The following is a 12,083-nucleotide window of genomic DNA, read 5'->3' as shown; positions in this document are numbered from 1 at the left end:
CCTGATCTGCGCCCCGCATTCGCGGGCCATTCGTCAGGGATGACAAGGGGTTGGTTGTTTGGGGTGAGTGAAAGGCCCATCTCCCGGGCTGCAATCCCCCCCAACTCGCGCTAACCTCCCGCCATGTGTGGACGTTATGCGATCGGCAAGCTGCAATGGTGGATCCTGCAGGAGACGTTCAAGCTCCAGCAGGCGGCGGCCAATCTTGAGCCGCGCTGGAATATCGCCCCGACCCAGCTCGCCCCGATCATCCGGCAGCGTACGGATGAAGAGCTTGGCAATGAGCTGGCGATGGCGCGCTGGGGGCTGGTGCCGCATTTCTGGCACAAGCCGCTGAGCGAGATGAAATACTCCACCTTCAACGCCAAGGCCGAGACCGCTGCCGATCTGCCCAGTTTCCGGCATTCATTCCGCCGCCGCCACTGCATCGTGCCGGCGGTCGGCTTCTATGAATGGACCGGCGAGAAGGGGGCGAAACAGCCCTGGTTCATCGGGCTGAAGGACACCGACTGGTTCGGCATGGCCGGGCTGTGGGACCGGGCCGAGATCGAGGGTGCGGTGATCGACAGCTTCACCATCCTCACCATTCCGGCCAATGACGCCATGAAGCGCGTCCATAACCGCATGCCGGTGATGTTGCGGCCGGAGGAGTGCCAGCCCTGGCTGGAACCGCAGACCGCCGATATCGAGCTCATCCTCAAGGGCGCGCCGTCGGAGACGCTCTGGATCCATGCCGCCAACAAGGCGGTCGGCAATGTGCGCACTGATGGCGAATGGCTGACCGAGCCCGGCGATGGGCCGCAATTGACCGGGCTGGTCTGATGGCTGTGCCTGGGGGAGATGCCGTCCGCAGGCTTCAGGCCTTCATCGTCGAGCACCAGCTTGAGATCACGACCGCTCCGCCCGAACCGGGCCTGGGCGGACATGAGGGCGTCGTGCTGGTCGTTTCGGCGCCGCAAAACCCGGCTTTGCGCATCACCGTGTTTGACGAATATGGCGATGCCCGGCCGGACAATCCGGCGCTATGCCTCGCCCTTCTCAACATGCAGTTTCGCGAGCTGGGTAATGCGGGCGGGGAGATGGGGCGCTGGGCCATTGCCGAAGGGCTCGATCCTGCCGCCGCGAAGACGCAGACGGCCTTTGCGCAGAATCAGGCCGCACACGCCGCTTTCCTTGCGGCCTACGGCCCCATCCCCGATGTCGTGAGTGATCTCGACTGGCAACTCAATGCCGGCCCGGCGCAGGCGCTGCGGGGGCTCAGATGAACCATGATGCTGCAGCGATCAAAGCTCAGCCCCGCGGTCTGCCGCAATGGCTTCGCGAATATCGCCCGCCTCGCCGCGCCGGTCTCGCCCCATTGTCTGCAGGACCTGGAGGGTCGAGATCCAGTAGCGAAGCTGATTGTGAAGCTCGGTGTTGCCGGCCAGCACGTTCGCAGTGCGCATGATCTCGCCGCTATCGGCCGGCGGGTCACAGGCGATCAGGAATTGGCGGCCATAAAAATCTGAATCCCAGCAATTTTCCCAGATATAGAGTTGCAATCGAACCGGGATGATGCCGCGCACCGTGACACGATAGGCAGGCCGTTCGGTCATCGTGAAATTCTCTGTCAGGGTATAATAGACCGACAGGCGCTCGCGGACATTGAGATTGGCGATCAGGCCGAGCTCGCCGGCGCTGGTAATCTCGGTATAGGTGGTCTGGACGGCGTTGAACTCGCTGACCTGGCTGGCCTGGAAGAAAGCGACGATCAGCGCCCAGTCAGCCTGGGTGCCGGAAATCCGATCGGGGTCATTGCTGGCTTCGAGCGCCTGGACCCCGTGATCGGAGACCGCGGACCAGAAGGCGATCCGGTCATCATAGCTCGCAATGTCGACGGCCAGATCAGACTGGATGCGCTCGAGATAGGCCTGCCCGCGGGCTTCGCCTTCGCGGGCCTGGTTCCACGCCGTGACCTGAAAACCGATCACCACACCGGCGATGACGATCACGAACTCGAGGCCGACAGCGGTCCAGTTCTGGGTTTTCAGATGGTGGATGATGCGGGAGAGGATCATTGCGTGGCCTCCACCGGTGGCAGAATCTCCGCGAACAGATTTTGCCAGTAGATTTGCGAGGCGCTCTCGATCGAGGTTTCGATTGCGCGTTGGCGCAAGAGTGGCAGGAGGGCATCGGAGTTGCGCAACCGCGCCGCCATGGCCGCGATCGCCTCGTCCTGACCGTCAATGTCGCAGGGAAAGTCGAGGATCTCCGGCAAGACCGTGAAATCGCCAATTCCGAGCGTGCGCGGCTCGGCGCAATTCTCGGCCAGGGCCTCATAAAGCGCGCGGTCGGCAAGCCGGGCGAAAGCTCGTCTGTAGGCCCGCTCCCGATCCTGAAGGCTCAGGTTTTCCGGCCCGGTTTCATAATATTCCACCGCCGCGGTCATCAAGGCCTGATCGGCGATCAGATTGATGGTTCCCGTCGCGACCAGTTCTTCATAGGTCGTGCGGATCACCGGGAAGCTGAAGATCTGGGTCGCGCGGAAGGCCTCGATCACCAGGGTTTCATCATCAACCGACCGTCGCCCCTCCAGCGCGTCGATCGCGCGCTGGGCATTGTCGGACACCTGGCCATAGTAAATCGCATTGCCTTCCACCCGCCATTGTTCATCGCGCATATCCTCGATCAGGCGTGTGGTGAGCAGTTCGGCGCGTGCGAGGGCCTGACGCTGTGTGTTCCACTCGGTGACCTGGAAACCGATCACAACGCCAAGAATGACGATCAGGAATTCGAGCCCGACCGCAGTCCAGTTCTGGGTCTTCAGATGGTGGATAATGCGGGAGAGAATCATCGGACCGGCAGGGCCTCACACTGGAAATCATCCGCCCCAAGCGCCTGACACCCCTCGGGGAAGCCGCGCGCCTGCCACAGCTCGATCAGGCCGACATCGCGGATGTGCTGCCGCCAGCGCGGATGATTGCGGTAATTGCTCGTCAGGCCGAGGAAGAGATTGAGACTGGATTGCGGCTCTCTGGCCCAATTTATTTCGGCGGTATCCAGGGCCATCTCCACATCATCCAGCAGGATAGCAATCCCTGAACGCCAGAATGTGTGGTCCGGCGGCAGGGCGCGCAGCGCCGTGTCACCGGCCGCCCAAGCTTCCATGAGGCGGTCTATGGGCTCACGAGCCCGTTCGGCATAGATGCCTTGACGCAATATCTCGTCAAAAATCTGCCCGGCCTCCTCGCGCCGTCCACGGCTGAACAGGGTTCGCAAGGCGTTGTTATAGCCGAAGGGAAGGTCCGGTCCGAGCGCACGCGCCAGCCGGAATTGCTCGAGCGCGGCGTCTCCGCCATAGTCGGGATGCCCCATCGAGGCCCAGCCCAGCGTGTTGTGGTAGATCGGCACCAGCGGGTCGATTGCGACGGCGCGCGCCGCCAATACCCGCGCTTCGACGAAATAGCCGGTATCGACGAGATTCTGGGCAACATTGTCGAGGACGGCGGTGTTTTGCGGTTCGAGTTCCACGGCCCGGTCGAAGGCCTGATAGGCCGCTATCCATTCATGTTGGAGGGTCAGAAAGATGCCGATATAACTCTGCGCTTCGCCCGACTGCGGATCGAGTTCTGCTGCCCGCCGCGCAGCCGCCAGGCCGATGCGGCGCCAATAGGGATAGTCACCAATTCTGTCATTGGGCTGATACCACTCATACACTGAATACACCCCGGCCAGGGAAATCCAGGCGGGCGCAAACTCGGGGTCCCGGGCGACGACTTCCTGCAGCAAGAGCGCCGCCTCCTCGAGATTGCGCTGACCGCGCCGGAAATAGAGCTGGCGGGCCTGAAGGAAGAGCTCATAGGCCTCGATATCGCTGGTGCGGTCATGCGCCTGCGGCTGCCAGTCAATCCCGAGCGAGATCGCGAGCTCGCCCGCGACGGCACCGGCGATCTCGTCCTGGATGTCGAAAATATCGGCGATTTCCCGGTCATAGGTTTCCGACCAGATGTGGAAACCGTCTGAGGACCGGATCAGCTGGGCCGTGATGCGCAGTCTCGTGCCTGAGCGGCGCACACTACCTTCGAGCACGTGATTGACGCCCAAGGCCTCGCCGATCTCGCGCAGGTCTTCATTGCGGCCCTTGAAGGCAAAGCTCGAGGTGCGTCCGGCCACGCCCAATCCCGGGATGCGGACCAGCACGTTGAGGATTTCCTCGGAAATGCCGTCGGAGAAATACTCCTGATCGCCGGCCTGGCTCAGATCGACGAAGGGCAGTACGGCAACGGAGGCGTTGGTTCCGGTCGCAGTGACTGCGCTGGCCGGAGCGGCGGCGCGCGGCGCCAGCTGCTGCCAGGCGATCAGGGCGAAGAGCGCGACCAGTCCGGCGACGATGGCGTAATCGAGGGCACGTGCGCTCTGGGGCGCCACACTCGCCCCTTCGGGCAGGGCCTCGGTCGGTTTCATGCCCTCGGGCGTCATTTCGAACGCCCAGGCGAGCAGCAGCGCAACGGGGAAACACAAGGCGAGGAAGCCGATGGCGACGGCATCGAACCAGTCCGGCAGGCCGAGGCTGGATTCCAGCAGCGCCGCGATCTGGATCAACAGCCAGCCCGCCACCAGATAGGCGGCGGCAACGCGGAAGACGTTGCGGCGGCGAAGTTCGGCGAGGAATTGCATCATCGGATCATGCCTCAATCACACTCGAAATCGTCATCGCCAACCGGGCGGCAGATATCGGGGAAACCTTCACTCTGCCAATAAGCGAGAATGCCGGTCTCGCGTATCCAGGTGCGGAACCAGGCCGAGGCGCGGTATCGCGGGTAGTGGAGGTCGTAAAACAGCCAGCTCATTCTGGTCCGGTATATCTCCTCGCCATCGCCGGAAAGGGGCCCCAGTACCGCAGCGATCGCGGCAGGGTGCCGATCCGGATTGCGGGCGTAAAACTGACGGATGCGTTCCGCCAGCGCTTCGTCCCTGCGGTCGGCGTGGCCGAGCGCCTCGTAGAGTTCGGCATGCCCGCTCCAGCCCAGCAGACGGTTGGAGGCGTTGGCCGACCAGAGAAACTGATCGCGTTCGCCGTTACGGGCGAGCAGCGTCAGATTGGTATATTCCGGACTCATGGCGCCAACTTCGAGCGCTTGCCTGAGCGCCTGAATGGCGTCGGTATCGCGTCCGAGGGCGGTGAGGGTCTCGACCTGGTTTTCGCGGCATGGCCGGTAGGTGGGTTCAGCTCGCAGGCAAGCCTCGAAACTGGCCAGGGCCGCGTCGAGCTGCCCGACGCTTGTCAGTGCCAGGCCATGCCAGTTCAGGGCCGAGGCATTTCTCGGGTCGAGCTCGACCGCACGGGCGGACTGCTCGAGGATGTCTGACCAGTCGGCACGCATCGGCATGTCGGACGACCGGGTCATCGCAAGTTTTGCCAGCACGGCCAGGGCCATGGAGCTGTCTGGATTGAGGTCGAGCGCGCGCTGCGCGAAGTCTTCCGTCTGGCGGGCAACCTCGTCTGGCGAGAGGGCGGAAAAGCCATATTCAACGGCCAGGGAAACCACGGCGGCGCGCATTTCCCAGGCCTGCGAGAATTCCGGGTCGATTTCGACCGCGCGCTTGAGCAATTGCTCGACATAGTCCAGACGCGTCCGGGCCTGAAACAGGGTGCGCGCTTCGAGATAGAGCGAATAGGCATCGACATTATCGGTGACCGCCTCAACCGCAATGGCCGGTGCCTCGGCCAAGTCCAGCACATCGCGCAAGGCGGTTACGATGGCATTGGCAATCTCGTCCTGGACCGCGAACAGGGCGCCGGTGGTGAAGGGCCGGTCATAGGTCTGCGACCATAAATGCCGGTCGTCGCGGGCATCGATCAGCTGGGCTGTGATGCGGATCGTCTCGCCATCCTTGCGAACCGAGCCCTCAAGTACATGGCGCACCCCGAGACGCTGGGCGATCTGCGGGATGCCCAGCGCATCACCGCGAAACTGGAAGGCCGAAGTGCGCGAGGCGACATCGAGGCCCTGGACGCGCACCAGCACGTTGAGGATTTCCTCGGAAATCCCGTCAGAGAAATATTGCTGGTCGCCGGCCTGGGACAGGTCGGCGAAGGGCAGGACGGCGATGGAAGCGTCAGAAATGACCGGCGCGGCGGGTGTGGTGGAGGCGAATTCGGCCGCCGGGGCCGGTTCGGCCGTTGCTGCCATGCCGCGTGTCAGGATCTGAAAGCCGACGACGCCGAGAACCAGGACCAGCAGACCAATGATCGCGATGTCGGCTTTGACCAGCGCTCGCGGTGCTTCACTCTCATCGGCCGCCGCAGTCAGGCGCACGCCTTCCGGTGTCAGTTCAAACGCCCAGGCTAGCAGGAGCGCGAGCGGAAATCCGGCGATCAGCAGGACGGCGAAGAAGCCGTCGACCCAGTCGGGCAGATTGAGCGCCGGGGTCATGACGCTGACGATCTGCATGATCAGCCAGCCGGTAATCAGATACGCCGCCGCAACCCGCAACACGTGGCGTCTGAGTAATTCGCCTATCAAGCGATTCATGCGTGCAGTCCCCCGTTAGGCGGGAAATAGCACGCCCCAGGAGTTTGGGAAATGAAAAGCCTAGGATTTCAAGGGCGACGCAAAAAAAATGCCCCGGCTTTTCGGCCGGGGCGGGGGAGGAGAAATGTGGACTGGCTCAGTCGTGCTCGTGTAGCCAGGCGGCGTGTTTCGGCGCGCGCTTGGTGCGGCTCCATTCCTCGATCATCGCCGGGGCCACCTCGTGCAGTTGCTGCATCTGCTCGGGCGTCGCCGTGTTGGCGACCAGTTCGAGACGGTGGCCATTGGGGTCGAAGAAATAGATCGATTTGAAAATGCCGTGATTGACCGGGCCGAGCACGTCGAGGCCTTCGGCTTCGATATGGGCCTTGGCCGCTTCCAGCGCGTCCATGTTCTCGACTTCAAACGCGATGTGCTGCACCCATTGCGGGGTCCGCTCGTCGCGGCCCATTTCCGGCGAATTGGGCAGTTCGAAGAAGGCCAGGACATTGCCCATGCCGGCATCCATGAAGATGTGCATGTAAGGGTCGGGCGCCTTGGTCGATGGCACCTGGTCCTCGGCGATGGCGAGAACGAAATCCATGTTCAGGACGCGCTTGTAGAATTCCATCGTTTCCTTCGCGTCCTTGCAGCGATAGGCGACGTGGTGGATGCGCTTGAGATTGACGGTCATGGTGCCTCCTAGGCAGAGATGGCGCCGCGGGCCAGCTGGTCGGCCTCGATGGATTTGAACAGGGCTTCGAAATTGCCTTCGCCGAAGCCTTCATCCTGCTTGCGCTGGATGAATTCGAAGAAGACCGGTCCGATCGCCTTTTCCGAGAAGATCTGCAGCAGAAGTCGCGGCTCGCCGCCTTCGGTGGTGCCGTCGAGCAGGATGCCGCGCTGGCGCAGCTCGTCGGCGGGCTCGCCATGGCCGGGCAGGCGCTCGTCGAGCATGTCGTAATAGGTCGATGGCGGGGCGGGCATGAATTTGACGCCGGCTTTTTTCAGGCGGTCCCAGCATTCGATCAGATTATCGCAGGAAAAGGCGATGTGCTGGATGCCTTCACCCTTGTATTCACGCAGATATTCCTCGATCTGGCCGACTTTCTCGCCCTTTTCCTCATTCAGCGGGATGCGGATCAGACCGTCTGGCGCGGTGAGGGCGCGCGAGACGAGGCCGGTATATTCGCCCTTGATGTCGAAATAGCGGATCTCGCGGAAATTGAAGAGCGTCTCGTAATAATTCGCCCAGTAATCCATCCGGCCCTTGTAAACATTATGGGTCAGGTGATCGATGACATTGAAGCCGCAGCCGACCGGGTGACGGTCGACGCCTTCGAGATATTCGAAGTCGACATCGTAGATGGATTTGCCGTCCTCGAAACGGTCGATCAGATAGACCGAGGCGCCACCAATCCCCTTGATCGCGGCCAGTTTCAGCTCGCTGAAACCGGTCTTCATATCGATCGGCTCGGCGCCCTTGGAGACGGCCAGTTTGTAGGCCTTGCCGGCATCGCGGACGCGGAAGCCCATGCCACAGGCCGAGGGGCCATGCTCGGCCGCATAATAGGCGGCCGGTGAATTGGGCTCGTAATTGATGATCATATTGATGCCGCCCTGGCGCCAGAGCGTGACATCCTTGGTGCGGTGGTTGGCGATGTGGGTGAAGCCCATCGAGAGGAAGACCGGTTCCAGTATCCCTTTTTCGGGTGCCGTGAATTCAACGAATTCGAAGCCGCAAAGCCCCATAGGATTTTCGAACAGATCGGCCATGAATCATCTCCCGGAATAGTGGTGGTTTGGCATGGAGGCCATGCCCATCTTGCCGCTGGAGTATCATTCCGGTTGCGCTTGCGTCAAGTTGTGAAAACAACTAATTTATCGGCATGAAGCCTTCCAACACCCCCATTGCCACCCGGCGCGTTATCGAGCTGGACAGTTATTGGCCCTATCAGCTGACCGTGCTGGCCGACCGGATTTCACGCCACACGGCGGGAATCGTGAAGCAGTATGGCCAGCTCAACCTGTCGCAATGGCGGGTCATGGCGGCCATTGCCGAACAACCGGGCCGTACCGCGGCCGAAGTTGTCACCATCACCCCGATGGACAAGGGCATTGTCAGCCGCGCCACCAAGGCCCTGCTCGTCGCGGGTCTGGTCAGGCGTGAAGCCTCGACGGGCGATGGCCGTGTCAGTCACCTGTTTCTCACCGGTACCGGTGAGCGCCTGTACCAGGCGTTGATGCCGCGGGTGGAAGCGGTGTCGCGGGAGATCCACACGGCGCTGAGCGATGATGAACAACGGCGGTTCTCAGCCCTGCTGGGACGACTGGTCTCGACCATGTCGGACCCTTCCGGGGGCTGACACCCGCAGCATGGCGACGTTGTTGCGCCCGCCCAGACGCGGTTTCATAATTGATGCGTTGACCTCGGCGCTCGAACCGGCTTCACGGGTGGCCGGCTTGCGGTCGGAGAAAGCAATTTGGTGTCCAGGAAATCGGCAATCTTGATCGGGCAGATTTGCGTGTCTTTCCTGCTGGCAGGCTTGGCGGGCTTTACCTGCGATCGAATTCTCGATCGGCGCCTGGAAGCCGCCCAGGTCGAGCATCTCAATGCCTATATCCGTGTGAGGGCCGAGCGCGAGCAGCAGATTTTTGAGGATGCGCGCCGTCTGACCCATGCCGCGGAAGAGACCTTCCGGCGGCGTCTGGATGTGCTGCAGAATCAAGCTGTCGATGCGGAATTCGACCGGCTTTTCCCCGTCATGGCGGATGGAACGCGCCGTAGTGCCCCGGAATTATTCGACGGCATGATCCCGGCCGATGGCGATTATGTGTTCGGTGTCGGCGCGTTCCTGGCCGATGGTGCCGCGATGACGGATGCCGAAAAGCGCCGCTATCTGGCCGGCTTTCATACCGTGCGCAGCGTCGGAGAGGCGTTTCTCGGCCAGTTCGCCAATCTGTATTATTTCACGCCTGATCGCCGCCTGGTGATGTTTGCACCGCATCGTGAGGACAGGCTCCTCTTCTATCGCAGTGAAGCGCCAGCCGATTTCGAGTTGCGTGGCGATGAGGATGCGGTGCTGTTCGATCTCGCGAGCAATCCCGATAATGCGATGCAGTGCACCCGGCTGTCGCGCCTCGTCTATGCCAATGGCGGTGAACGTGCCGCGAGCGCCTGCCGTCTGCCGGTCCGGAGCGGCGGTGAATTGCTCGGCGCCTTCGGAACCTCGATCTCGATGACCGAAACGCTCGCCGCGGCCCTTGAGAGGCCGCCATTGAATGGCATGAACATGCTGTTCGATCGCGACGGTAATATCCTGTCACGCGGGCCCCAGCCCGCAATCGATCCAGCCCAGCAACATGCCCGGTCCGCGCTCGATCCGGACGCGATCATGGACATGGTGCGGCGCGACTCACGTTCTGTCGGCGCGGTGCGGTCCCCGGACGGCAGCTGGATGGTCGCGTTCAGCCGCATCGACGGGCCGGCCTGGTATTTCGTCTCGGTTGTGGACCTGGCGTCGGTCCAGCATACCTCGCGCTACCGGGGCCAGATCGTGTTTTTGCTGGTCCTCGCTGCCATGCTTGGCGTCCTCGCAATTCGCCCGCTTCTCGACCGCGCACTACCTGCCCAGGAGGCCTGAGGCGCCGCATGCGGCTGCGGTCAGAGCGGCAGCCGTATTAATAATGCGGAATAAGCACTGGTCAGGCCGGGCATGGCGGCGTATTAGGGCGCGCCTTTTCACCAAGCAGGATTACACTCATGAGCGCGTCCCTCGACAAGCTGCGCAATATTGCCATCGTCGCGCACGTCGATCACGGCAAGACCACCCTCGTTGACCAGCTGCTCAAGCAGTCGGGCACGCTGGGCGAACGCGCCAATACATCCGAACGCATGATGGACTCCAACGATCTGGAGAAAGAACGCGGCATTACCATTCTGGCCAAGAATACGGCTGTTACCTGGGGCGACTGGTCGATCAATATCGTCGACACGCCCGGACACGCCGATTTCGGCGGTGAGGTCGAACGTGTCCTCTCCATGGTCGATTGCGTGCTTCTGCTCGTCGACGCCGTTGACGGCCCGATGCCGCAGACCAGCTTCGTGACCAAGAAAGCCCTGGCGCGCGGCCTCAAGCCGATCGTCGTGATCAACAAGGCCGACCGTCCGTCAGCGCGCCCTGACTGGGTGCTGGACCAGACCTTCGATCTGTTCGACCGCCTCGGCGCCACCGAAGAGCAACTCGATTTCCCGGTTGTTTACGCCTCCGCCCTGCAGGGCTGGGCGGCGAGCAATCCCGGCGAGATCGGCACCGATATGGAGCCGCTCTTCAAGATGATCACCGAATATACGCCCGAGCCACCGGTCGACCGTGATGGTCCGCTGCAGCTGCAGGTGTCGGCGCTGGATTATTCCAGCTTCACCGGCGTTATCGGTATTGGCCGTATCGCCCGCGGCACGATCCGCAAGAACCAGGCGGTGACGGTCGCCAAGGCTGATGGCACGACCCAGAAGGGCAAGATCCTTCAGCTTTACGGTTTCCATGGCCTCGAGCGTGTCGAGATTGACGCGGCCCAGGCCGGCGACATCATTACCTTCACCGGTATCGACAAGCTGAAAATCTCCGACACGGTTTGCGATCCGGACACTGTCGAGGGCCTGCCTCTGCTCTCCGTCGACGAACCGACCCTGTCGATGACCTTCCAGGTCAATGACAGCCCGTTTGCCGGCCGTGAAGGCAAATTCGTCACCAGCCGTAATATCAAGGAACGCCTTGATCGCGAGCTGATCCACAATGTCGCCCTGCGTGTTGAGCAGATGGCCGATGCCGACAAGTTCAACGTCATGGGCCGGGGTGAGCTTCACCTCTCCATCCTGATCGAGACCATGCGCCGCGAGGGCTTCGAGCTCGCCGTGGGCCGGCCGCGCGTCGTGCTCAAGGAAATCGACGGCGTCACCTGCGAGCCTTACGAGGCTCTGACCATCGACATGGAAGAAGCCCACCAGGGCGGGGTGATGGAAAAGCTCGGCCAGCGCCGCGCCGATCTGAAAAACATGGTGCCGGACGGGCATGGCCGGGTGCGCCTGGATTATGTCATCCCGACCCGTGGCCTGATCGGTTTCCGGTCCGAATTCCTGACGGCGACATCGGGTACAGGTCTCTTGTTCCACACATTTGACCACTACGCCCCGCGCACTGAAGGCCGCTTCGGTCAGCGTCACAACGGCGCCATGGTCTCGATGGTGGATGGCAAGGTGGCCGGCTTCTCGCTGTTCAACCTGCAGGATCGCGGCAAGCTTTTCCTCGGTCACGCGGCCGATATCTATGAAGGCCAGATCATTGGCGTCAATGCCCGCGATGACGACATGGTCGTCAATCCGACCAAGGGCAAGAAGCTGACCAATATGCGCGCTTCGGGCACCGACGAAAACATTGTGCTGACGCCGCCAATCCGCGTCACGCTCGAATTTGCCCTGGAATTCATCGATGATGACGAGCTCGTCGAAGTGACGCCGCAATCCATCCGCATCCGCAAGATCTTCCTCAAGGAATTCGAGCGCAAACGGGCCCGCACCGCCGCCGGCGGCTA

11 protein-coding genes are annotated in these 12,083 nt (G+C 62.1%); 5 read left to right on the top strand and 6 right to left on the bottom strand.

Features of this window, described 5'->3' with window-relative positions:
• The first annotated feature begins 123 nt into the window (after positions 1-123).
• Positions 124-822: an SOS response-associated peptidase gene (locus AAC023_RS11565; RefSeq protein ID WP_339741331.1), complete on the top strand. Its 699-nt coding sequence runs from the start codon at positions 124-126 to the stop codon at positions 820-822.
• Positions 822-1,265: a hypothetical protein gene (locus AAC023_RS11560; RefSeq protein ID WP_339741330.1), complete on the top strand. Its 444-nt coding sequence runs from the start codon at positions 822-824 to the stop codon at positions 1,263-1,265. Before AAC023_RS11565 ends, AAC023_RS11560 begins: the two co-directional genes overlap by 1 nt.
• Before the next feature lie 18 nt (positions 1,266-1,283).
• Here AAC023_RS11560 and AAC023_RS11555 read toward each other — a convergent pair whose 3' ends face one another.
• The 6 genes from AAC023_RS11555 to hppD form a co-directional block, all read right to left on the bottom strand.
• Positions 1,284-2,057, bottom strand: coding sequence for a hypothetical protein (locus AAC023_RS11555; protein ID WP_339741328.1), 774 nt, complete (start codon positions 2,055-2,057; stop codon positions 1,284-1,286).
• Complete coding sequence (locus tag AAC023_RS11550; RefSeq protein ID WP_339741327.1) at positions 2,054-2,833, bottom strand: hypothetical protein; 780 nt, start codon at positions 2,831-2,833, stop codon at positions 2,054-2,056. The genes AAC023_RS11555 and AAC023_RS11550 overlap by 4 nt, the downstream gene beginning before the upstream one ends.
• On the bottom strand, positions 2,830-4,659 hold the full coding sequence (locus tag AAC023_RS11545) for a hypothetical protein (protein WP_339741325.1): 1,830 nt from the start codon (positions 4,657-4,659) through the stop codon (positions 2,830-2,832). The genes AAC023_RS11550 and AAC023_RS11545 overlap by 4 nt, the downstream gene beginning before the upstream one ends.
• A gap of 11 nt (positions 4,660-4,670) precedes the next feature.
• Complete coding sequence (locus AAC023_RS11540; RefSeq protein ID WP_339741323.1) at positions 4,671-6,515, bottom strand: hypothetical protein; 1,845 nt, start codon at positions 6,513-6,515, stop codon at positions 4,671-4,673.
• A gap of 136 nt (positions 6,516-6,651) precedes the next feature.
• The gene (locus AAC023_RS11535; protein ID WP_339741321.1) at positions 6,652-7,185 is read right to left on the bottom strand and encodes a VOC family protein; all 534 of its coding nucleotides are present in this window, start codon (positions 7,183-7,185) and stop codon (positions 6,652-6,654) included.
• Between the two features lie 8 nt (positions 7,186-7,193).
• Complete coding sequence (hppD, locus tag AAC023_RS11530) at positions 7,194-8,267, bottom strand: 4-hydroxyphenylpyruvate dioxygenase (protein WP_339741320.1); 1,074 nt, start codon at positions 8,265-8,267, stop codon at positions 7,194-7,196.
• A gap of 113 nt (positions 8,268-8,380) precedes the next feature.
• Here hppD and AAC023_RS11525 point away from each other — a divergent pair, with 113 nt between their 5' ends.
• The 3 genes from AAC023_RS11525 to typA all read left to right on the top strand — a co-directional run.
• The gene (locus tag AAC023_RS11525) at positions 8,381-8,857 is read left to right on the top strand and encodes a MarR family winged helix-turn-helix transcriptional regulator (RefSeq protein WP_339741319.1); all 477 of its coding nucleotides are present in this window, start codon (positions 8,381-8,383) and stop codon (positions 8,855-8,857) included.
• A 159-nt stretch (positions 8,858-9,016) separates the two neighbouring features.
• A complete protein-coding gene (locus tag AAC023_RS11520; RefSeq protein ID WP_339741318.1) occupies positions 9,017-10,135 on the top strand; it encodes a hypothetical protein in 1,119 nt (372 codons plus the stop codon).
• Between the two features lie 119 nt (positions 10,136-10,254).
• On the top strand, positions 10,255-12,083 hold a 1,829-nt coding region (typA, locus tag AAC023_RS11515; RefSeq protein ID WP_339741317.1), incomplete at its 3' end, for a translational GTPase TypA.

Origin of the sequence: uncultured Maricaulis sp. (assembly GCF_963976135.1) — a bacterium.
GTDB lineage: Bacteria > Pseudomonadota > Alphaproteobacteria > Caulobacterales > Maricaulaceae > Maricaulis.
The sequence above is the reverse complement of the archived record's forward strand: the minus strand, read 5'-3'. Positions and strand labels throughout refer to the sequence as shown.

Coding starts and splice junctions, on each gene's coding strand:
- AAC023_RS11550 (WP_339741327.1), bottom strand. CDS start 2,833: ATGATTCTCTCCCGCATTATCCACCATCTGAAGACCCAGAACTGGACT.
- AAC023_RS11525 (WP_339741319.1), top strand. CDS start 8,381: ATGAAGCCTTCCAACACCCCCATTGCCACCCGGCGCGTTATCGAGCTG.
- AAC023_RS11545 (WP_339741325.1), bottom strand. CDS start 4,659: ATGATGCAATTCCTCGCCGAACTTCGCCGCCGCAACGTCTTCCGCGTT.
- AAC023_RS11535 (WP_339741321.1), bottom strand. CDS start 7,185: ATGACCGTCAATCTCAAGCGCATCCACCACGTCGCCTATCGCTGCAAG.
- hppD (WP_339741320.1), bottom strand. CDS start 8,267: ATGGCCGATCTGTTCGAAAATCCTATGGGGCTTTGCGGCTTCGAATTC.
- AAC023_RS11560 (WP_339741330.1), top strand. CDS start 822: ATGGCTGTGCCTGGGGGAGATGCCGTCCGCAGGCTTCAGGCCTTCATC.
- AAC023_RS11565 (WP_339741331.1), top strand. CDS start 124: ATGTGTGGACGTTATGCGATCGGCAAGCTGCAATGGTGGATCCTGCAG.
- AAC023_RS11555 (WP_339741328.1), bottom strand. CDS start 2,057: ATGATCCTCTCCCGCATCATCCACCATCTGAAAACCCAGAACTGGACC.
- AAC023_RS11540 (WP_339741323.1), bottom strand. CDS start 6,515: ATGAATCGCTTGATAGGCGAATTACTCAGACGCCACGTGTTGCGGGTT.